The sequence below is a fragment of the Puia dinghuensis genome, assembly GCF_014642875.1.
GTDB lineage: Bacteria > Bacteroidota > Bacteroidia > Chitinophagales > Chitinophagaceae > Puia > Puia dinghuensis.
The window spans coordinates 502,197-524,781 of the sequence record NZ_BMJC01000005.1 but is presented as its reverse complement, the minus strand read 5'-3'; the positions used below and the strand labels follow the sequence as shown (position 1 = coordinate 524,781).

Genomic DNA, 22,585 nt, shown 5'->3' with positions numbered 1-22,585 from the left:
CTATGCTAATGAAAGGTTCTTCTTTGACAGGAATGCTGGTTTTCGCGGGCCTGCTCTGCCTACCCCGGCAGATCTTTAGCCAGACCAATACACCCGTAGCAGGCAATAACTCCACGGTGCCGGCAGCAAGCGGAACCCACGTAAGCGTTCCGGCCGCCTATTCCTCGGGAGCGACTATCAACTTTATTCGTGAATGGGCGCCGCAGCAACCCTACACATCGGCGTCCGCCGTCACTAATGCAGGTAGTGTCACCCAGGTGACACATACCACACATTATATAGACGGGCTGGGCAGGTCTGTTCAGAGCGTCCAATGGCAGGGCTCGCCGGGCAAGCAGGACATCGTGACACCGGTGATCTACGATGCCTTTGACCGGGAACAATATACCTATCTGCCCTATAGTTTCCCTGCCAATTCCAGCAATACCGACAACCAGGCGGGCTCTTTTAAGAACAGCCCTTTCAGCGATCAGAGCACCTTCTATAGCAGCACGTATCCCGCCGATGAGCCTGCTTACCAAAACGAGACTTTCTTTTATGGTCATATAGATTTCGAGCCTTCGCCCCTGAACCGGGTGAGCAAGAAATTTGCGCCGGGCAATAGCTGGGCGGGCAGCGAAGGAGGCAGCGCGGAAAAAGCCGTGACCATCCAATACCTGACCAATGCGGCGAATGAAGTGCAGATTTGGAGCACCACTTACAGTGCCCTGACCTATACGAATAATGATGTGACCACGAATATCCCTACGACCTCGGCTGGCTACCCGGCAGGCAGTCTAAATAAGACGGTGACCACCGATGAAAGGGGCAATGCTACAGTGGAATATAAGGATTTCGAGGGGCATGTGGTCTTAAAAAAAGTGCAGATAGGCGCCATTGCAAGTGACTATAGCGGCTATTCCGGCTTCCTTTGTACCTACTATGTGTATGACGATCTCGGATTGCTGCGCTTCGTAATTTCGCCAAAAGCCGTGGCAGCTCTCGTCAGCGTGGGAAATTGGACGCTGACGGCAAATATGATCAACGAGCTTTGCTTCCGTTATGAATTCGATCCCCGTCAACGGATGATCGCCAAAAAGGTGCCAGGAGCGGGATGGGTGTATATGATCTACGATCAACGGAACCGGCCGGTATTCACGCAGGATGCCAATATGCGCCTGAACAGCCAGTGGATGTGCACTTTGTATGATCTGCAGAACAGGCTCATTGAGACGGGTATGATGGTGTACAACGGCAATCCTGCCTCTTTGCAGACTTATGTGAATAACAACACGGGGAATTATGCCTATTCTTCCCAGAGTGTGTCGGGTACTAGTATCGGACAGGCTGTAACGGCCAATTTAGTCGTTATTAACCGGCTGGCAGGCCAAACCTTATACCAGGCCAGCAACAGCATTGTATTCCAACCGGGGTTTTCATCGGAATCGGGAGCCAACTTTGCCGCCCGGATAGTCAGCCCGAGCCCCTTGGGGTTCATTGATGCGGTGACCGTATCCGACAACCCCATCCCTTCCGGCAGCTCGTTTATCCCGCTGACCGTGACCAATTACGATAATTATTCCAATACGGCTAAGAGCTATGATAATTCCAGGAATAGCGGCCTGGACGCGGATCAGAACCCCTATGCGGACCCTTTGCAATCGCAGGCCAGCACCATGACGAGGGGAATGACCACTTCCAGACTGGTGCGGGTCATCGAAAACGCGGGCAACCTCGCGCAGGGCAACTGGCTGGAGACTGCCGATTTTTATGACGACAAGGGCCGGGTCATTCAGCGGCAGTCCGACAATTACAAAGGTGGGGTAGATATTGACACCCATCTGTATAATTTCTACGACCGGGTGCTCTGCACCTATGAAGTGCACAACAACAGCCTTGCGGGCATCAACCAGTTTGCTGTCAAAACGAATTATGATTTTGATCATGAAGGCCGGCTGCTCACGGTGAAGAAGAATCTCAACAATGACGCCAATGCCTCGGCTCCGGGCACTACCCAACGGTTGGTCTCCAGGAGTTCGTTTGATGCCCTGGGACTCATCAAGGAAAAGCAATTAGGTCAGCAGACGGCCTATGGCAGTGCTCCATCTTCCACACCGTTGGAAGACGACAATTACAGCTATATGATCCGTGGCTGGCTCAAAGGTATCAACTGGAACTATCCTACGTCCGGTGCTACCAGTTCTCAAGTGAACAATAGCACTAAGTGGTTTGGCACGGACCTTAGCTACGATTGGGGCTTCAATACCAACCAGTACAACGGCAATATCGCCGGGATGCGGTGGATGAGCGGTGGGGACGGCGCTGAGCGGGCATATGGATATGGTTATGATGCGACCAACAGGGTCCTGTTCGGGGACTTCAACCAGAACTTCGGCGGCAACTGGAACAAAACGGACCCGTCCAACAGTAATTTCACCATCAATTTCAGTGCGATCATGGGGGATGGTCAGACCGTGGCCTCGGCTTACGACGAGAACGGAAATATCAAGCAGATGCAGCAGTACGCGCTGGTGTTCACCAGCACCCAGCTGACCAGCCAACTAATCGACAACCTCACCTACAATTACGAACTTGGGGGCAGCAGCAACAAGCTAAGCTCTGTTTCGGATGCGGCGACAGAACCGCCGGCCCAGAACCTGGGCGACTTCACTAAAAACAATACTTCCGGCGACGACTATGGCTATGACCAGAACGGCAACCTCATCACCGACCTCAACAGAAGGATCAATGGCAGCACCGGCCTGGACCTTACCTCGGGTGGCGGCACCGTCTACAATTATATGAACCTTCCCTGGCAGATGAGTCTTAACAACAGCGACGGCAGCCCCAAGGGGACCATCACCTATATCTACGATGCGTCAGGTGAAAAGCTGGAGAAAAGAGTTAACGAGCAAGCCTCTTCTTTTAATAACAATGTAGCCAAGCAGACCACCGACAGTTATCTGTCAGGCTGGGTATACGAAAACAATGCGTTGCAATATTTCGTGGAGGAAGAAGGAAGGGTGCGTCCTATCACGCCAGGGGTTTATAACAACGAGTCCTCCTTTGCCTTTGACTACTTTGTCAAAGATCATCTCGGGGATACCCGGGAGGTACTGACGGACGAGTTGGAACAGGATATCTACCCTGCGGCCACACTCGAAGGGACCTACGGATCGGGGACTGCTGCAGTTGACGTGGAAAAGAACTATTATACCATCGACCCCGCCCAGATCGTGTCTGCCCCGCCCCAGGTACCGACCTATGCCAATAACAACGGCATCTTCAACAATAACCCCAATAGCAACTCATCCGCCAACAGCAAGAATATGTACAAGCTCAACGGGAGCGTCAACCCGACCGGGCTGGGCATCGTGGTGAAAGTGATGGCGGGAGACAAGATCGATATCTACGGCAAGTCCTACTGGTTCACCAACGCACCCACAGGTACGGGCAGTTCGCCCGTTTCCATCGCGGCCACCTCCCTCATCACGAGCCTGCTGGCCGCGCCTACGGCAGGGGCCTCGATGCATGGTCCCACTGCTGCCAGCATCGGCTCTGACGGTCCGGGTACGATCACCCCCCTGAACACCTTTCTGAACCGGGGCAACAGCGCTCCGACACCCGTGGCCTATATCAACTATATCTTCTTCGACGACCAGTTCAGATTTGCCGGCGGCGGGACCAGCCAGGTCAACGCAACCATCAGCACACTGAAGGACCATCATGCCGAACTGCAAAATATCTCCGTGCCTAAAAATGGGTATATTTACGTCTACATAAGCAACCAGAGCCCGGTGGACGTGTATTTCGACAACCTGCAGCTGCAGCAGACCCGTGGGCCGCTGGTGGAGGAGAATCATTATTATCCATTTGGATTGATGATGGCGGGGATATCGGACAAGGCGATCAAGACGCAGTATGCGACGAATAAATACCGGTATAATGGAAAGGAGTTGCAGAATCAGGAGTTCAGTGATGGAAGCGGGTTGGAGGAGTATGATTATGGAGCAAGAATGTACGACGATCAGATCGCCAGATGGACAACGCCAGACCCAATGGCGGATAAATACAATCGATTCTCTCCCTATAATTATGCCGCCAATAACCCCGTATTAATTAATGACAAAGATGGTCGGGATATTGTGCTGACGTTTAAACGCGAAACAGGCCCGGACGGCAAAGACATCTTTGTAGGGAAAGATGAAGTGGAAAAATTAATTAACAAGGGATTAGGCGGACAGTTTAAAGCTGTTTTTAAAAGTGTAAGTGGCAACGGGTTCTTGTTGACTTTTGAGAAAACGGACAAAGGCGGTGACGTTTCGAAGCTTAGCGAAGGCCAGAAAGCATTCTATACCGGATTAAATGATATAGCGAATGATCATGACGTGGTTGTCGGGAGAAATGTAGTTCTAAATGATGAACATACTGATTGGGGCTCATTTACTGGCAACCGTTTAGATATAGGCGACATGGAAAAATATAATTCGGTTTCCGATCCGGGACACAATGGGTCGACAAGTGAAGGGTTATTTGCCCATGAAATAGCGGAAGAGTATCAGTACCAAAAGACACCTGGTCATGAGAAGGTTGTAAACGATGAACAAAAATTCCCATTTTTTAGAGCGGCTCATGAAGCTGGTATTGAGTTGGAAAATAAAATTAATGGTAATGAAAGGATACATGGCTATCCTTATATAGAGGGACGGGAATGGCAACAGAATGGAGTTTATTACAAGACTTTTAGAAATAAGGATGGTTCCCTTTTGCAGGAAAGCGCCACTGAGGGTACTAAATCAATGGAGATCACAAAGAAGCAACTAATAAAAAAGTGATGAAAAATGGAATCGTAGCATGCTGCTTATTTCTTTTTGGAAATTGTTCTTCCAGGCATTGTTTGGTTGATAAGGAATTTGTTAAGGAGTACAATCAACAACTCCAAATAATTATAAAGGAAGAGAAAAAGGATAGTGTGAACGTGGACGATTATCGAAATTCTTTGATGTTCTTTTATAGAATAACAGGATTTCTTCCGAGAGCGGAATATAGTAGTACCGTCGGATATAGAGACAAGTCTGTTTATGAAGAAGATGTAAAAAAGCTTAAGGCCTGGCTTAGAAATAACAAATGTTCTTACACCAAGAAAACCTGCGATAGTATCCTTCGGGCATCTGGCTATCCTAATTTTTAACGTCGGGGCGATGGCGCCGGGCCGGGGCAATAAAAAACCCGGGCGGAGGTAACCGGTCCCGGGTCAGGGATGAGGTGAAAAAGGGATCAGGCGGTTGCGATGATCTTGCTGTCTACAGCCGTGTAAGTTTTTAATAACGGTCCGCTAATGAACCTGCCGCGGACCCTGTTTACCAATTCGTGATAAGTTCCGCTGGATTCATAGGCGTCGGCATCTTCCTGGGTGATCCACTCGGTGAGGGAGATGTAATCGTCCTGGGCGTTGGTTGGTTCGAGAAGCCAGGCGCCCATGTTCCCTTTTTGCGACCGGATGATGGGAACGACTTCTTCATTGTACGTTTTTTTGAGTTCTTCTGCATCTTTTGGATGGACGCCGAAGTAGGTGAGACGGCAAATCATAAATCCTCCTTTTGTTTTAGAATGGAGAAAATTGGTGGGGGAGTAAAGGTACAGTTGCCAGACGGTGGTTTCCAAAAAAAAGTTTTTGGGGGGGCGGTGGGCCTGTGGGATGCACAGATATGCCGTAATGTTCACGACTGTTTAAAAATCCTGCACGATTATACAGATTCGACACACGCGCATGACGACTAAGAATAGGTGTCTTGCTGTTGTGTTGACAATATCTTAATAGGGGAATTAAAAAAATTTTGTTTTTATTTGATCAAATAACTACCAGACTCTAAAACTCTCTTATGAAGCTGCTCTTTAAAAAGCGTATGGTGCTTTTCTTTGCATTGTATTGCAATTTAGCTGCATCCCCGGGTGCTGCTGCGCAGGATCTACCTGGCAACGGCGATTTGAAAAAATTGCAGGCGTCCTATCAGAGTCTTGGAAACGACCTGGATCAGCAATCACTTCACTTATTGGAGAACCTCCGTGATAAGGAAAGCCGCCTCCAGAAAAAATTACCTGGCAGGGACAGCACCGGCGCCCGGGAGCTGTTGGCGCAGGGTGAAACTGCTTATAGCCGGCTGGCCGCCAGGCTGAAGTCTCCCGCCGATAAAACTCCACTGAAAGAATATATTCCGGGGCTCGACAGTATGCATACGGCTGTTGGCTTTCTCCTGGCAAAAGGCTCTGCGCTTCCTGCGGGGCAATTGCAGCAGCTGCAAGGTCTCTCTTCTCAACTGCAACAACTGGAGGGCAAGGTTCAGGCGGCCAATGAAGTGCAGGACTTCGTAAGGCAAAGGGAGCAGTTGTTAAAAGCCCAACTTTCCAGGTATGGATTCGACAAAGAGCTGACCGGCATCAACAAGCAGGTCTATTACTACCAGCAAAGGCTGCTGCAATACAAGTCGGCGCTAAACGACCGCGAAAAGGCGAAGGAGATGCTTTTGGCCGGTGTCAGCCAGCTGCCTGCCTTTCAGCGCTACATGCAGAAATATGGAATCCTGGCGAGGCTCTGCCCGGCGCCGGCTGATGCCGCTTCTGAAAAGACTCTTGCCGGTTTGCAAACCAGCGACCAGGTGCGGCAGGCGATCGGCCGCGTCACGGGAATGCAGGCCGACCAAGGTGGTCAAGGCGGCCAGGGTAACGCGGGACAATACCTGGAGCAACAGGTGCAGGCGGCGGAAGGAGAGCTGGATAAGCTAAAGGGCAAATTGAACCAGCTGGGCGCCACGAGTGGCAGTACCAATATGACTATGCCCAATTTTCAACCGGACGGGCAGAAGACGAAGAAATTCCTGCAAAGGCTGGAGTTTGGCTGGAACCTGCAGTCCCAGGGTGCGAGGACCCTGTTGCCTGCGGCTACCGATTTCGGTCTGAGCCTGGGCTACCGGCTCAGTGACAAGGCCAGCCTGGGGATAGGCGGGAGTTACCGGCTTGGCTGGGGCAGCAGCATAAGCCATATCCGGCTCAGTAACCAGGGGCTCGGTATCCGCAGCTATGTCGATATCAAGGCAAAGGGCAGCATCTGGATCAGCGGCGGACTCGAGGGCAATTATTATCAGGACTTCCAGAACCTGCGGCAACTCGACCCACGTATTGCGGCCTGGCAGAAAAGCGCCTTGCTCGGGATTACTAAGAAATACCAACTTTCCCGGCATAAAGAAGGGCGTATGCAGCTGCTGTATGATTTTCTCGCGGGGCAGCAGACGCCACATGCCCAGCCATTGCAGTTCAGGGTGGGCTGCAGTTTATAGTCTTCAAATCCTACTTCAATTAAGCCCAAAAGCAGCTATATGCTAATTAAAGGTTCATTTTTGACAGGAATAATGGTAGCCGCGGGTTTGTTCTTCTTGCCCGGGCAGGTTTTCAGCCAGACCAATTCGCCGGTGCCAGGTAATAACTCCATGGTTCCGGCGGCAAGCCAGACCCCCATCGCCCTCCCGCCGGCCTATCCTTCGAGCGCCCCGCTGAACTATTCCCACGCATGGGTGCCGCAGCAACCCTATACTTCGTTGGCCGCGGTGACCAGTGCAAACAATATCACCCAGGTGACGCTTACCACGACCTATGTAGATGGTCTTGGCAGACCTATCCAGACCGTGGAATGGCAGGGTTCTCCTACCAAACAGGATATCGTGACCCCAGTGTACTACGATGCCTTCGGCCGGGAGCAGTATGCCTACCTGAACTACAGTTATGCGCCCAATTCCTCCAACCAGAGCGGGACCTTAAAGTACAGTCCCTTCAACGAGCAGAGCGCCTTCTACAGCAGCACTTATCCAGCGGACCAACCGGCCTACCAGAATGAGACCTTCTACTATAGTCATACGGATTTCGAGTCTTCGCCGCTGAACCGCATAACCAAGAAATTTACGCCGGGCAATAGTTGGGCAGGCAGCGAGGGCAGCAGTGCAGAAAAAGCTGCCACGTTTCAATATCTGACCAATGCGGCGAATGAAGTGCAGATATGGAGCATCACCTATAACGCCCTGACCTACGCGAACAGCGATGTAACTACGAATATTCCCACGACCTCGAGTTCGACCGTTTATTCGGCTGGGGCCCTGTATAAGAACGTCACCATCGACGAGAGGGGCATCGCCACGGTGGAATACAAGGATTTTGATGGGCATGTCGTCCTCAGAAAAGTTCAGATCGGGACGATCGCCAGCGATTATAGCGGCTATTCCGGTTTTCTTTGCACCTACTATGTATATGATGACCGGGGAATGTTGCGCTTTGTCATTCCACCGAAGGCTGTGGCCGCCCTTCTCACTGCGGGGAACTGGACCCTGACGGCCAACATCATCAACGAGCTTTGCTACCGATATGAGTTTGATGACCGTAAGCGGATGATCGCCAAGAAGGCGCCTGGAAAAGGATGGTATTATATGATCTACGACCAGCGGAACCGGATGGTATTCGCACAGGATGCCAATTTGCACCTTAACAACCAGTGGCAGACTACTCTCTTTGATCTGCTGGACAGGCAATGCGAGACGGGCATGATGGTATACAATATCGATCCGGCTTCTCTGGAGGCCTATGTGATGGCCAACACGGGAAATTATGCGAGCTCGGCTCAGAATGTAGCGGGTACGATTACCGGGCAGTCTGTATCGGCCAATTTAACTGTCACTAACCGGCTGGTGGGCCAGACCTTATACCAGGCCAGCAATAGTATTGTGTTCGCTCCGGGTTTTACTGCCGAACCGGGAGCGAATTTCATTGCCCAGATCGTCCCCCCGAGTCCCACGAGTTTTACCAACGCGGTGACCATATCCGACAATCCCATTCCATCTGCCAGCACCTCGTTTATCGCACTGACGGTGACGAATTACGATGATTATTCCAATACATCCAAGGCTTATGACAACTCTAAAAACAGTGGTCTTGATGCCGGTGCGAATCCTTATGCGGACCCTTTACAGTCGCAGGCCAGCACGATGACCAAGGGAGTGGTTACCTCCAAGCTGATCCGGATCATCGAGAATCCCAGCAATCTTGCGCAGGGCAACTGGCTGGAAACCGTCGATTTTTATGACGACAAGGGCCGGGTCATCCAGGATCAGGCGGACAATTACAAGGGCGGGGTGGATGTTACGACCCATCTTTATAATTTCTTTGATCGGGTGCTATGCAATTATGAGGTTCACAACAATAGCCTGGCGGGTATCAACCAGTTTGCGGTGAAGACGAATTACGACTATGACCATGAGGGCCGGCTGCTGACAGTGAAAAAGAACCTCAACAATGACCCCAACGCTTCGGCTCTTAACACTACCCAGCGGCTTGTCTCGCGGAATACTTATGATGCTCTGGGACAGCTAAAGGAAAATCAGGTGGGTCAACAGACTGCTTATGGCAGTGCTCCTTCTTCGACGCCACTGGAAGATGACAGTTATCGCTATATGATTCGCGGCTGGCTTAAAGGGATCAACTGGAACTACCCTACTTCCGGCGCTACCAGTGCACAGGTGAACAATAGCACCAAGTGGTTTGGCATGGACGTGAGCTATGATTGGGGTTTCAACACCAACCAATATAATGGCAACATCGCCGGGATGCGGTGGATGAGTGGCGGGGATGGAGCCGAGCGGGCCTACGGATATGGTTATGACGCGACGGACAGGCTTCTGTTTGCAGACTTCAACCAGAATTTCGGTGGCAATTGGAACAAGACGGACCCCAACAACAGCGGCTTCACCATCAACTTCAGCACCATCCTGGGCAATGGCCAGGACCCTACCACGGCTTATGATGAGAACGGGAATATCCAACAGTTGCAGCAGTACGGCCTGGTGTTCACCAGCAACCAGCTGACCAGTCAACCGATAGACAACCTCACGTATCATTATGAATTGGGGGGCGGCAGCAACAAGCTGAGCTCGGTCTCGGATGCGGCGACAGAACCGCCGGGCCAGAACCTCGGCGACTTTATTGACAACAATACGTCCGGGGACGACTATGGTTATGATCAGAATGGCAACCTCATCACCGACTTAAATAAGCGGATCACGGGACTCACCGGGCCGGACCTGGCCTCGGGTGGCGGTATCCTTTACAACTTCCTGAACCAGCCCTGGCAGATGAGCTTTACCAACAGTGACGGCAGTCCGAAGGGAACGATCACCTATATCTATGATGCAGTGGGCAATAAGCTGGAGAAGCGGGTGAACGAACTGAAATCTTCCTTCAATAATAATGTCGCCAAACAGACGACGGACAGTTATCTGGCAGGTTGGGTATACGAAAACAATGCCCTGCAGTTTTTTCCCCAGGAGGAAGGCCGGGTGCGGCCCATCACGCCGACGGTTTACAATAACCAGTCCGCGTTTGCCTATGATTATTTCGTCAAGGATAATCTTGGCAATACCCGGGAAGTGCTGACGGACGAACTGGAGCAGGATATCTACCCCGCTGCGACGCTCGAGGGGACCTATGGATCCGGGACGGCTGCCGTGGATGTGGAAAAGACCTATTATACTATCGACCCCTCGAAAATAACCGGTAACCCGTCCTCCCTCCCGAGTAATTATGCCAACAACAACGGGATATTCAACAACAATCCTAACAGCAATTCCACCGCCACCAGTCTGGCGATGTACAAGCTTAACGGCAACGCCAACCCGACGGGGCTGGGATTTGTCTCGAAGGTGATGGCGGGCGACAAGATCGACATTTATGGCAAGTCCTACTGGTTTACGAGTGCGCCTACCGGTTCGGGCAATTCGCCGGTGCCCATTGCCGCTACCTCCCTGATCTCGAGCCTGCTGGCTACGCCTACGGCTGGAGCCATTATCCATGGGGCCGACGCCGCCAGCATCGGCTCCGATAATGCCGGTACGATCGCCCCACTGAACAACTTCCTGAACCGTAATAACAGCGCTCCGGTGCCCGTCGCGTATATCAACTATATCCTCTTCGACGATCAGTTCAGGCCTGCCGGCAGCGGTGCCAGCCAGGTGAGCACCGACATCAATAATGCCTTGAAGGACCACCACGCCGACCTGCAGAATATCCCCGTAACAAAAAATGGATATCTCTATGTATATGTGAGTAATCAGAGTCCGGTGGATGTATATTTCGACAATCTGCAGGTGGTGCAGACGAGGGGGCCGTTGGTGGAGGAGAATCATTATTATGCGTTTGGGTTGGCGATGGCGGGGATCAGTGATAAGGCGCTGAAGTCAAATTATGCCGAGAACAAGTTCAGATTTAATAAGGGATCGGAATTACAGCACCAGGAGTTCTCCGATGGAACGGGGTTGGAGATGTACGAGACACATTTACGGGAATTGGATCCGCAATTAGGCAGGTGGTGGCAGAACGATCCTAAACCGAACGAAGCGGAAAGTCCCTATGCTGCGATGGGAAATAACCCCATTCTGTATAGTGATCCGCAAGGGGATACGATCGATCTTTCCTGGTTATGGAAGAGCATAAGTGAATATGCCAAAGGCAGGGTTGATAAATTCAAGGAGAATTCAAGGAATGAGTGGGGTCATATCCAGAATGTGTGGGCCGAGATGATGGATAACGCCAAGAAGAATTGGAATGCGGGGCATACTATTCCACAGCGGGCGGCGGCGGCCTTTTTGCGCAATCCAATGGAGTTTGTAAGTGGGAAAGGGGAAGCTGAATTTTTGGGGCTCGAGATGGAAGATCTTGCGCATGCGGAGGATATAAAAGCGGCTATCTTTGAGGCAAATAAGATAGCCGGGAGGACTGCGGAACAAATCACCACTGAATATCTCAATTCGATAAAATCAGCGGATGAAGTCGTCCTGGAGCAAGTGACAGGCAAATTTGCCGATGGCACGGAAACGGTTTACGATCACGTGGTTTATAATACGAAAACAAATAAGGTATCCTTTACAAATGAAACAAAATCAGGAGGTGCTAATTTTAGTGATGCCCAGGTAAGAGCTATGAACGGGGAGCAAACGACCCTTGTTGGCGACAAGCTGCCAAAGGGCTTGAAGGGGCAAACGATAAGCTCAAAAACAACACCATACAAAGTAACCCGGCTTGATTTTTTGACCGGAGAATATCACTACATTGAACTATAATGATGAAATTGAATGATGTTACGAAAAGCCTGATAGCCGGAATGACGGATTCGCTGCAGGGGGTCGGCTTTCAGCTGGATGTTGAAGACAAATCTTTTCAAAGAGTCATACCCGGAGGAAAACAAATTTTTTATCTGATCGTCAACCAACGGAAACCGCAGATCATTGTAGAGCCCTGGTGGGGCATCCGGCTTGATAAAATAGTGGATATTTATCACCATATTACGCTTAAAAAGGAAGAGTTTTTTCCGGATACCTATGTATTTGAAAATAACCTGGGGGGATTGATCTACTATATGGATAAGGGATCGGACCCGGCAGTGAAGTCGATGAAATTTGTGATCGAGAGCCCGGCCGATGTCGACACCCTGGTGAAAGTCATTCCCATACGTTTTAAGCAGTATGTCCTTCCTTATTTTAATGAGAATAGCTCTGTAGAAAGGGCTGATGCCTTGCTCAATGAGCATCCAAGGGATCTCTCACCGCATAACTGGATATATCCATTGAAGGCGACGATGGGTCTCATCGCTGCCAGACTGGTTAAAAATCCCGATTATTACCAATTGCGCTCTATTTATGAAGAGGAGTTGGCCGAGGCAAATCCAACAAACAAGGAAGAATTTGAGAAGTTGAAGGTATACCTGGAGACCATCTAAAGTCTATTTCGACAGCCGCCGGCCGGCGAGAAGGGACCAGGAGACCCGTAAGGCCAGGATGTTGGGCGAGGGGTCGCCGGACACGAAGGTGTGTTCGTAGCGGAGCCCGAAGTTGAGGGGGAGCTTTGGGTTGGGGAGGATATAGCCAAAGCCGATGCCGGTGGTGGCGCCGGAGATCTTCTGATCGACCGCTGAACCGTCGGAATTATAGACGGGGTTGCCGTTGGCATCCAGGTGGGGGATGTCGGTGCCCCCGGCGCTATAGCCGGCGAAGGGCTCGACGTAGAATCCGGTGCCGCTGTTGTTGAAGGTGTGCCGGTAGCCTATCAGGAGGGGGACAAGGACCATATGGGTTTGGTCCGGTGCGAAGTAGTAGAGGCCAACTTCGCCGCTGATCTCGTCGCCTTTGTTGACAGGGAAGCCGACGTGCAGGTTAGCACCGAACCCGGTATGAGAGTGTCCATTTGTAAACAGCTGGGCGACTTCGAGCTGGGCGTGGAGGGATGCGCTTAGGCTCACACCAATCAGGACTAGGTATAACTGCTTAGAAGAGATCATGATAGTGATATTGCATGAGGAACGAAAGTTCGCGATTGTTATTTTGCTAAAGGAAGATTTTGATACATTTAATGCATGTTTATTAAAGCATTTTAATGTGGAATCATATGAAGAAAATAATCCTTACGACACTGGCAGCCGTTAGTCTTTTGGCTGCGAGGCCGAAACAGGCCGAGTGGATATCCCTCTTTGATGGAAAGACCCTCAACGGTTGGAAGGTCGGTGAGAATGCCGAAACGTTTTCCGTCGACAGCGGGTGTATTATCGCGCATGGCAAGACGGCGCATCTTTTTTATGAGGGAGATGTGCATCATCATGATTTTAAAGATTTTGATTTCAAGGCCGATGTAATGACCCGGCCGGGGAGCAATTCGGGTATTTATATCCATACCCAATACCAGGAGGGCGGCTGGCCGAGCAAGGGGTACGAGGTGCAGGTGAATAATTCGCATACGGATTGGCGTCGGACGGGGAGCCTGTATGCGATAGAGGACATAAAGGAGGTGTATGTGCCGGATAATGTCTGGTTCACCGAGTCCGTTAGCGTGAGGGGTAAGCGGATCGTGATCAAGCTAAACGATAAGACGGTGGTGGATTATACCGAACCCGAGAATGTGCAGCGGCCGAAGGGCATGGAGGGCCGGGTGTTGTCGAGTGGGACGTTTGCACTGCAGGGGCATGATCCGAACAGCAAGGTGTATTTTAAGAATATCCTTGTGAGACCAGTGGATTAGGTGGGGATGCTTAGTTGAACGGCGAGACGATCTCGAGATGCGTATTGAGGTCCCGTTCCATATTTTGGGCCTTGGGGATGAGGACTTCCTCTTCGATGTGCGCATGGACGCAGAGGTCTTGTTCGAAGACCTGGAGCTGCATAAGCAGGATGCGATAGAGAGATTCGTTTGTCTGCGGCGGCTCGTATAGGCGGATGGTCTGGCGGATATCCTTTAGCTCATCCTCGGTGTCGTGGTGATCGCTGAGGAAGCGCTCTACAGAATATTCTTTGCGCAGCAGCAGGAAGCGGGAGAAGTCGAGGGGGCTGCGGCCGGCTTCGCGTAACAGCTGAATATAGGGCAAAAGGAGGGTTTCTTCCGCATTGATGTGTTCGGAGAGGTCTTTTACATAGCGGTGGAAGAAACTCTGCAAGGCGGTGAGAATGGGGTGCTGTGCCTCATAGTGACCGGACAGCAAAAGGATGCTTTGCTCTATTTCCGGTAGCTTTTTCTCCAAGTAAAATACATGGGTTCTTTGGATATAATCCAAGATCAGCTCTACGGAAAAGGAGTCAAAATCCCTGGCGTTGAAAACCTTTTCATCAAACACACGCAACAGGGCGCTTATAAATTCGGTCTGCTCACCGGGCGATGGGGGCGTGGTTGTATAACGCTGCATCACCTGGGGATAGAACTCACTGTTTTCGGGCATGGCATTCCTGGCCTTTACGAATGGCGGAAACAAAATTAAGATAAATCCGGGATTTTTATTGGTATTTAGGGGGTATATAATAACGGGGGGGCGTGTCTTAAAAGGAAATAAACCTATTCTACCATGAGAAAAATCAATGCTTTAGCGTGGACCGGTGTTTCGGTCCTTTTTTTGTTTGCCACCTCTTGCCGCAAAGACATCGCCAGTAACGCCACCGGGAAGACCTCCCGCCGGGCGGCGACCTCCTTTAAGGTGATCGGCTACCTGCCTTCCTGGTCGGGGAGCGTTTCTTCGATACCCTTCAACGATCTGACCCACATCAATTATGCCTTTGCCATCCCCAATTCGGACGGCAGCTATCAGGGCATTGACAACACGTCCAAGCTGTCCAGTATGGTCAGCGCCGCGCATGCCTCGGGGGTACAGGCCCTGCTCTCGGTAGGCGGCGGTGGCGGCGGGGGTGGATTTGCCGGGATTGTAGCCAGTCAGGGGAACATCGACAATTTTGTCAACAATACGATCAACCTCTGCAATCAGTATGGGCTGGATGGGATCGATATCGACTGGGAGTATCCGAATCCGGGTACCCAGGCTAATCAGTTTCTGACGATGATGACGGCTTTGTCGACCGCGCTGCATAACAGCGGGCGGGTGTTGAGTGTGGCCGTTATCGGAGATAATGATGGGGGGCAGATTGTCAGTGGGATCTTCAATGTAGTGGATATCGTGATGATCATGGCCTATGATGACAACAATTTCCTGCACTCCACCTATGAGCTGGGTACCCAGTGTATGGCCTATTGGGAAGGTCGCGGCTGCCCGGCTTCGAAGGCTATCCTGGGGGTGCCCTTCTACGGGCATGATTCTTCGCAGGACCCGAACGGCCCCAATGCCGAGGTGGAATACAATACCATTCTTTCGCATGGGGCTAATCCCAGTCTCGATGCGTTCAGCACGTTCGGGTATAACGGGCTGCTTACGATGAAAAGCAAGACCAGCTATGCGATGAGTGTAGGTGGGGGTGTAGGCATCTGGGAGCTGTCCGGGGATGCTACGGGCGCCAACTCGCTACTTGCGGCCATCAATACGGTGGTCAATGCGGGTGGAGCGGTGCCTACCAATGCGCCGGTTGGAACGACGGTTACTTTTAAGGGTAACAATGGATTGTATGTCAGTGGTGAGGACGGAACGAAGGCGATGAACTGCAACCGGACGACGCCACAGGCCTGGGAGGACTTTTTTGTCGTCGATGCCGGTCATGGCAAGGTAGCGCTACAGAGTATGAACATGTATGTTTCTTCCGAGGATGGGTTAAATCCTATTACCTGTAACCGCAGCGCTTACGGCACATGGGAGGTGTTTGACTGGATACCGGCGGCGGATGGCAACCTCACATTGCGGGGGACCAATGCCTTGTATATCTCGAGTGAGAATGGGACCAAGTCGATGACTTGTACCCGGCCGGTGGCGCAGGGATGGGAAGAGTTTAGGGTGAATCAATGATAGGAATATAGTTGGTTGAAGAGTAGTTTAAATGTTCCATGGGTCTGGGCGCGGAAGGTGATCTCGGGGCCGAAGACGTAGAGTTTCCCCTTACCGATGTTTGCTTCGAAGGCGGCGACACCGTCGCGGAGATAGGCCTGCCCCCAGGCCCAGCCGCTGCGGAGCGTCTTGTCGCTGGCAAACCAGGCGATGGGCCGGACGCTGCCGTTTGCGGTCGCTTCGGGATTGATATGGAAGACGGGGCTTTCTTCGAAGTAGACATCGGCTTCCGCTGCCATGCCCCAGGCGGGTTGGCTGGTGGTATCGAGGGTGACTTGCATGACGCTGCCGGGGATGTAGAATTTGTCGTTTGACAGGCGCCTTTCTTTTCCGCCCGTCATTTCCACGAGGGCATCGTGTACGGGGAGGCCGAGCTGATAGGCCAGGTTGGCGCTGCTGCCGATGGTAACGATGTGACCACCGGCCTGGAGGAATTCTTTTAGCTGAGGGATCGACTTTTGTGCCGTGATGCGGCCAAGAAGGGAGCGGTACTCAGCGGGGATGCTGTCGGGTTTGGGCTGCTCGATGCGGAAGCCGCCGCGTCCGCCGCCGCCTTCACCGGCGAGCGCCGGAATGGCGCCCGAGACGAAGATGATGACGTCGTATTTTTCTTTGAGGTGGCCCGAGTCGACGGTGGCGGAATAGATGACATCGAAGGGGAAATGATATTGCTCCAGGATATAGCGCGCCCAGCCGGAAGGCATCGAGCCGCCATAGGTATCCCATAGGGCGATGCGGGTGGGGGTGAGCTTTACGGCGTTGCGGGGTTGGTGGCTGCCGCCGACATAGAAATTGCCGTTGGTGGTGTTGCGGTAGATAGGTTTTTTGGCTTTAAGGTTATCGTTGACGATGGTGTAAGCGGCATTGCTGCGCGCGTCGAGCCAACCTTCTTTTGGTGAGGGCGGAGTGGCGGATTGTAACTGACCATACGGGATGCGTTCGAAGGGACCATCGAACCCATCGGGAAAGCGGTCGAATTTTATGCCCATGGTATAGGCGAGGGTCCAGCCTGCGGCGTCATAGGGTGCGATGGGTGGGCCGCCGGGGTAGGCGAAGTCGTTTGGATGGTCTTGCGGTTCGAACATATCGAGGACGTGAGGGCGGAAGGCCTGGTCGGTCTTGACGATATACGAGCCGGCGGGGTAGGTTATGCCTTTTACCGTGAACGGGGCGGTTGCTTTTGAGATGGCGATGCCCGTGCCGATGAGGGCGTTTATGAACCTCGTGGCGGTGGGGAAGTCGGGCTGGTTGGAAGGAATGATATATCCCCTGGGGTCGCGGAGGGCGGGGTTTTTCAGAATGCTGTCATAGAAGCGGGCGGGGATGGTGTCGCCGCGTCCGCCGCCGAGGTTGATGGCGTTGCCGGTGGCGCCTGTTGCGGAGTCATTGCGACGGTGATTGGATGCGGTGTATAGCTGGTTGATGGCGTCGACGCGTTTGGGCGAGAGGGTCCAGTAGTCTTTTTGGCCCTTTTCGATGGAATTGCGGCCCATCCGGTAGATGTTGTACAGCAGCTCGTCGCGGTAGCGCATGGCATAGTCAAGGACGGCATAGTTGAGGGAGATGGAGTAGTCGATGGACTGACGGAAATACCATTTCTGCGGAGTAACGGGAAAGGGGGTGGAGCCATTGGGGATAAGCCGGTTGGGTACCAGTGGGACATCCGAAGGCGTAGGGCTGCCGATGATCTCCGTCAGCAGCCCGATGATGTTGTGAAAATACGTCGTGGTGCGCAGCCCGCCGTTGTACCAGGTGGAGTAGCTGCTTCCGGTGCGTTCGGTATAGCCCGGTTTCCCTTCGGCGTTGAGCCGGTTGACCATGGCTGCGCCGACGGCGTCGAGACTGGTTATGACGAGGGGGTCGAAGACATAGTTAAAGGGATCGCGATAGGGAGGTCCGGCGAGGATGGTCCCTGTGGGGCCTGCCTGGTGGTGGTTGTACATGATCTGGGGGAGCCATTCGACGAAGAGCTGCCTGGCGATATTTTGGGTCTCTTTCAGATTGAGCATGTAGAAATCCCGGTTGTTGTCGTGGCCGGCGTATTTTTCATAGAGCCGGGGGAGTGCATCGAGCGAGCGGCTTTCGGGAGAGGGTTTTCGCATATACCAGTTGGAGACCAGCTGCTGACCGTCGGGGTTGGCGTGGGTCAGGAGGATGATGACTTTGTCGAGGATGTTGACCGTTTCGGGATCGGTGCGGCTGAGCAGCTGATAAGCCGTTTCTATGAGCTGATGAGCGCCGACGACCTCGTTGGCGTGGAGGCCACCGTCGATCCATACGATGGCCTTGCCTTCGGCGGCGAGTGCACGGGCTTGTTCGTCGGTGAGGTTCTCTGCGTGGGCCAGCTGTTGGGAGATGGCCTTATAGTGATCGAGGTTTTTGATATTTTCAGGGGAGGAGACGAGGAGCATAAACTGATCGCGGCCCTCTTCGGTCTTGCCGATGATGGTGAATTTTGCCCGGGGTGAGGCGGCGGCTATCTTTTGGAAATAGGCTTCCGTCTGCGTGTACGTAGCCAACTGATAATTGTCGCCGATGGTGAAGCCGAAGTGCGATTTTGGGGTGGGGATGGAGGCATCGGGTTGCTGGCTTTGGGCCGTGGTGAAGCCCAGAAGCAGGAGAAGGAGGGCTGCTAGTCTCATGTGCAGTTGGTTTATCATTGAAAGTATTGATATTTGGGGTTCTGGCCCAAAAAATACATGAATGGGTGGATGGGGCGTTCGCCTTTTTAGTAATTTCCTCCCTTCAACTCCATTCAATGAACCGAATAACCACAACAATTGCTGTTCTGCTCATTTTCGTCGTTAGCCAGCGGGCGTCAGCTTCCTGGCGGGGAGCGGACTCCACCGGAAAAGACACCACGAAATATACCACTTTCAAGGACCTTCCCTTGAAGCCTAAACGGACGGTTCAGTTTACGACCACCGAAGGGACCTGGACTTCGCTGGATGTGAGTCCCGATGGCAAGACCCTTGTTTTCGACATGATGGGAGATCTTTTTACCCTGCCTATCACGGGTGGTAAGGCCACGCCGCTGACCCAGGGCCTCGCCTTCGACTCTCATCCCCGCTGGAGCCCGGATGGCAAAAAAATACTTTTCTCCTCCGATCGCAGCGGCGCCGAAAACCTCTGGTGGATCGACCTGGAGAAAAAGGACACCTTCCAGGTGACGAAGGAGAGAGACCAGAACTTCCCCAGCGCGACCTGGACCCCCGATGGCGACTATATCATCTATTCCAAGGGCAGGCTCAATGTACAGCTGTATCTCGTGCATAAGGACGGGGGCGCCGGTACGCAGCTGATCTCAGCGCCTCCGGGTCTGAAGACGATCGATCCGGCGGTGAGTGCGGATGGGCGGTATGTCTATTTCTCGCGCCGGTTTGGTCCCTGGCAGTACAATGCCGCCATGCCACAGTACCAGGTGGGTGTGTACGATCGCGAGAACAGCAAGGTGAATACTATCACCAGCAGATATGGCAGTGGTTTTACGCCCGTGTTGTCCAAGGACGGACAGTGGCTGGTCTATGGCAGCCGGTTCGAGGACAAGACAGGATTGGTCTTACGTAACCTGGCTACGGGGGATGAGAAATGGCTTGCTTATCCTGTACAGCGGGATGACCAGGAGTCCATTGCAACGATGGGCGTATTACCCGGGATGGCCTTTACGCCCGACAGCAAGGCGGTGATTGCGGCCTATGGCGGGAAGATACATCGGGTTCCCCTGGATGGCAGCGCGCCTGCGGAGATACCTTTTAGTGTCGACCTGCGGCTGGAGCTGGGGCCGCGGCTGGAATTTAAATATCCCGTTTCGGATTCGGCATATGGACTGGCTACGCAGATAAGGGACGCCGTGCCTTCGCCTGATGGCAAGAAGCTGGCTTTTACCGTTCTTGACCGGCTCTATGTGATGGATTATCCCAAGGGTACGGCGCGTCGCCTGACCACTCACAATTTTACCGAGGCGCAGCCTGCGTGGAGCAAGGATGGTAAATTCCTGGTTTTTGTGAGCTGGACGCCGCAGGGTGGACAGGTCTATAAGGTTGCGGCGACGGGTGGACCGGTGCAGCAGCTGACGAAGGCGTTGGCCCTCTATCAGAGCCCTGTTTTTGACAACAGTGGTAACCGCATCGTCTTTTTGCGGAGCCAGGCGCAGAAATACAAGGACGCTTTTGAGGTGAGCTATGATGATAGCGAGGAAGACCTATGCTGGATGCAGGCTGGTGGTGGAGAGATCACCACGATCGTGAAGGCCGGTGGCAGAGGCAACCCGCATTTTGTACAGGGTGAGGACCGCATCTATCTCAATAATGGCAATGGTGACCTGCTGTCCATCAAGTGGGACGGCACCGATGAAAAGACGGTGGCGCATATTACCGGCATTACGACCTATGGCATCAGCATCTATAAGCATGGCCGGCCGGAAGTAGGGGACAACTGTATGATGAGCGAGCAGGCGGCGGAAGCTATGGAGATGAATCTGCCCAGCCCGGCGGGTGTGATCACTATGTCGCCTACGGGGAAGAGGGTTATTGCGCAGATAAATAATGAGATCTATATGGCGACGATCCCCATGACGGGCAAGATGGTGACGATATCTGTTGCCGATGCCGGTAGTGCAGCATTCCCGGCGCGGAAGCTGACCAAGCTTGGTGGGGAGTTTGCCTACTGGGAGGCTGATGGGAAGAAGGTGCATTGGAGTCTTGGCAATGCGCATTTTGTATATGACCTGGACGCGGCCCAGGCCTTTGAGGACAGCGTAAAGCAGGCGAAGAAAGCGGAGGCCAAGCGCATCGCCGATTCCCTGGCGGCCATCAAACCGGGCACGGCGGCGGATTCTGTGAAGGCGAAGACTGATAGTCTGGCTAAAGCGAAGACCGATAGTCTCGCAAAGGCTGATACAACTGCCAAGAAGAAGCCTGCGGCCGGCCCCAAGAAGGAGCCTTCCTATGAAGCTGTAGAGACGGCTGTCAAGGTATATTATCAGCGGGACATGCCGCAGGGTACCGTGCTGCTGAAGGGTGCGCGCATCATTACCATGGAAGGAGATGAGGTGATCGAGAATGGAGATATCCTTGTCGAGAATAACCGGATCAAGGCGATGGGGGCGTCGGGGACGCTGTCCGTACCGTCGGGGGCCAAGGTGATCGATGTGGCGGGGAAGACCATTGTTCCGGGTTTTGTGGATACTCACGCTCACATGTGGCCGCAGTGGGGCGTTCATAAGAGCCAGGTGTGGAAGTATGCGATGAACCTTGTTTATGGCGTTACGACGACGCGCGACCCGCAAACGGCTACGACGGATGTCCTGACTTATGGCGACGAAGTCGATGCGGGGATGGTTGAGGGGCCGAGGATTTATAGTACGGGTCCGGGCGTTGGTTTCTGGGATTATAATGTCAAAGATTCTGCACAGGCTGAAGATATCCTGCGCCAGTACAGCAGATATTACAATACGCATTATATCAAGATGTATTTAACGGGTAACAGGCAACAGCGGGAGTGGATCATCATGGCTGCGCGGAACCAGCAGCTGATGCCCACTACAGAGGGTGGGTTGAATACGAAGCTCAATATGACCAACCTGCTGGATGGGTATCCAGGTCATGAGCACGCCATTCCCATCTATCCGCTGTATAACGACCTGGTGAAGACCATCGCTGTTGCGCAGATGTGTGTGACGCCGACGTTGATAGTGTCTTATGGCGGTCCGTTTGCGGAAAACTATTGGTGGGAGACGGAGAACCCTTATCATGACCCCAAGGTTCAATACTTCATGCCTTATGAGGAAGTGGCGGGGAAGACACGGCGTGACAAGGCAGGCTGGTTTATGCCGGAAGAGCAGGTGTTTCCCAAGCATGCGAAATCGATGAAGGCCATGGTCGAGGCGGGAGCGCTGGCGGGTATCGGCAGTCATGGGGAATTCCAGGGTGTCGGCTATCATTGGGAGATGTGGGCCATGGGTTCGGGTGGGATGAAGCCGATGGACGTGTTGCGGGTCGCAACGATCCTTGGCGCGACGGGGCTGGGGCTTGACCATGATCTCGGCAGTCTGAAGGCGGGGAAGCTGGCCGACCTCGTGATACTGGATAAGAATCCGCTGGAGAATATCCGCAATACCAATACGGTGAAGTATGTTATGAAGAATGGCCGGCTGTATGACGGCAATACGGGTGGTGAGATCTATCCGGTACAGCGGATGTTGGATAGGAGTGAATGGAATTTTGAGAAGCCGGCTAATAATACGGGCGTGGCGGAGTAGACTTCGGCGTTCGG

The 22,585-nt window shown here is 52.8% G+C and carries 11 protein-coding genes; 7 read left to right on the top strand and 4 right to left on the bottom strand.

Going from position 1 to position 22,585, the window contains the following annotated elements; genetic code table 11:
- Positions 1-8: 8 nt before the first annotated feature.
- The gene (locus IEY39_RS23715; protein WP_229689060.1) at positions 9-4,814 is read left to right on the top strand and encodes a DUF6443 domain-containing protein; all 4,806 of its coding nucleotides are present in this window, start codon (positions 9-11) and stop codon (positions 4,812-4,814) included.
- Positions 4,815-5,256: 442 nt separating this feature from the next.
- Here IEY39_RS23715 and IEY39_RS23710 read toward each other — a convergent pair whose 3' ends face one another.
- Positions 5,257-5,568: an antibiotic biosynthesis monooxygenase family protein gene (locus IEY39_RS23710; protein ID WP_188936392.1), complete on the bottom strand. Its 312-nt coding sequence runs from the start codon at positions 5,566-5,568 to the stop codon at positions 5,257-5,259.
- Positions 5,569-5,861: 293 nt separating this feature from the next.
- On the opposite strand from IEY39_RS23710, the gene IEY39_RS23705 reads away from it, so the two are divergent.
- Genes IEY39_RS23705 through IEY39_RS23695 form a run of 3 tightly spaced genes read left to right on the top strand, consistent with a single transcriptional unit; the run spans position 5,862 to position 12,787 of the window.
- The gene (locus IEY39_RS23705) at positions 5,862-7,313 is read left to right on the top strand and encodes a hypothetical protein (RefSeq protein WP_188936391.1); all 1,452 of its coding nucleotides are present in this window, start codon (positions 5,862-5,864) and stop codon (positions 7,311-7,313) included.
- Between the two features lie 39 nt (positions 7,314-7,352).
- The gene (locus tag IEY39_RS23700; RefSeq protein ID WP_188936390.1) at positions 7,353-12,131 is read left to right on the top strand and encodes a DUF6443 domain-containing protein; all 4,779 of its coding nucleotides are present in this window, start codon (positions 7,353-7,355) and stop codon (positions 12,129-12,131) included.
- Positions 12,131-12,787, top strand: coding sequence for a hypothetical protein (locus IEY39_RS23695; RefSeq protein ID WP_188936389.1), 657 nt, complete (start codon positions 12,131-12,133; stop codon positions 12,785-12,787). The genes IEY39_RS23700 and IEY39_RS23695 overlap by 1 nt, the downstream gene beginning before the upstream one ends.
- A gap of 3 nt (positions 12,788-12,790) precedes the next feature.
- Here IEY39_RS23695 and IEY39_RS23690 read toward each other — a convergent pair whose 3' ends face one another.
- Positions 12,791-13,345 (bottom strand): hypothetical protein, encoded by a 555-nt coding sequence (locus tag IEY39_RS23690; RefSeq protein ID WP_188936387.1) that lies wholly within the window; start codon positions 13,343-13,345, stop codon positions 12,791-12,793.
- A 107-nt stretch (positions 13,346-13,452) separates the two neighbouring features.
- Here IEY39_RS23690 and IEY39_RS23685 point away from each other — a divergent pair, with 107 nt between their 5' ends.
- Positions 13,453-14,079, top strand: coding sequence for a 3-keto-disaccharide hydrolase (locus tag IEY39_RS23685; protein WP_188936385.1), 627 nt, complete (start codon positions 13,453-13,455; stop codon positions 14,077-14,079).
- A gap of 10 nt (positions 14,080-14,089) precedes the next feature.
- Here IEY39_RS23685 and IEY39_RS23680 read toward each other — a convergent pair whose 3' ends face one another.
- Complete coding sequence (locus tag IEY39_RS23680) at positions 14,090-14,770, bottom strand: hemerythrin domain-containing protein (RefSeq protein WP_188936383.1); 681 nt, start codon at positions 14,768-14,770, stop codon at positions 14,090-14,092.
- Between the two features lie 123 nt (positions 14,771-14,893).
- Here IEY39_RS23680 and IEY39_RS23675 point away from each other — a divergent pair, with 123 nt between their 5' ends.
- On the top strand, positions 14,894-16,273 hold the full coding sequence (locus IEY39_RS23675; RefSeq protein ID WP_188936378.1) for a glycosyl hydrolase family 18 protein: 1,380 nt from the start codon (positions 14,894-14,896) through the stop codon (positions 16,271-16,273).
- On the opposite strand, the gene IEY39_RS23670 is transcribed toward IEY39_RS23675, so the two are convergent.
- Positions 16,267-18,954, bottom strand: a complete 2,688-nt coding sequence (locus IEY39_RS23670; protein ID WP_188936376.1) for a M14 family metallopeptidase — start codon at positions 18,952-18,954, stop codon at positions 16,267-16,269. The genes IEY39_RS23675 and IEY39_RS23670 overlap by 7 nt on opposite strands.
- 116 nt (positions 18,955-19,070) lie before the next feature.
- Between IEY39_RS23670 and IEY39_RS23665 the strand changes: the two genes are divergently transcribed.
- Positions 19,071-22,571, top strand: a complete 3,501-nt coding sequence (locus IEY39_RS23665) for an amidohydrolase family protein (RefSeq protein WP_188936374.1) — start codon at positions 19,071-19,073, stop codon at positions 22,569-22,571.
- Positions 22,572-22,585: the final 14 nt, after the last annotated feature.

Bases quoted from the DNA above. Each gene is read 5' to 3' on its own strand.
- IEY39_RS23710 (WP_188936392.1), bottom strand. From the start codon at position 5,568: ATGATTTGCCGTCTCACCTACTTCGGCGTCCATCCAAAAGATGCAGAA.
- IEY39_RS23670 (WP_188936376.1), bottom strand. From the start codon at position 18,954: ATGAGACTAGCAGCCCTCCTTCTCCTGCTTCTGGGCTTCACCACGGCC.
- IEY39_RS23700 (WP_188936390.1), top strand. From the start codon at position 7,353: ATGCTAATTAAAGGTTCATTTTTGACAGGAATAATGGTAGCCGCGGGT.
- IEY39_RS23690 (WP_188936387.1), bottom strand. From the start codon at position 13,345: ATGATCTCTTCTAAGCAGTTATACCTAGTCCTGATTGGTGTGAGCCTA.
- IEY39_RS23705 (WP_188936391.1), top strand. From the start codon at position 5,862: ATGAAGCTGCTCTTTAAAAAGCGTATGGTGCTTTTCTTTGCATTGTAT.
- IEY39_RS23695 (WP_188936389.1), top strand. From the start codon at position 12,131: ATGATGAAATTGAATGATGTTACGAAAAGCCTGATAGCCGGAATGACG.
- IEY39_RS23715 (WP_229689060.1), top strand. From the start codon at position 9: ATGAAAGGTTCTTCTTTGACAGGAATGCTGGTTTTCGCGGGCCTGCTC.
- IEY39_RS23685 (WP_188936385.1), top strand. From the start codon at position 13,453: ATGAAGAAAATAATCCTTACGACACTGGCAGCCGTTAGTCTTTTGGCT.
- IEY39_RS23680 (WP_188936383.1), bottom strand. From the start codon at position 14,770: ATGCCCGAAAACAGTGAGTTCTATCCCCAGGTGATGCAGCGTTATACA.
- IEY39_RS23665 (WP_188936374.1), top strand. From the start codon at position 19,071: ATGAACCGAATAACCACAACAATTGCTGTTCTGCTCATTTTCGTCGTT.
- IEY39_RS23675 (WP_188936378.1), top strand. From the start codon at position 14,894: ATGAGAAAAATCAATGCTTTAGCGTGGACCGGTGTTTCGGTCCTTTTT.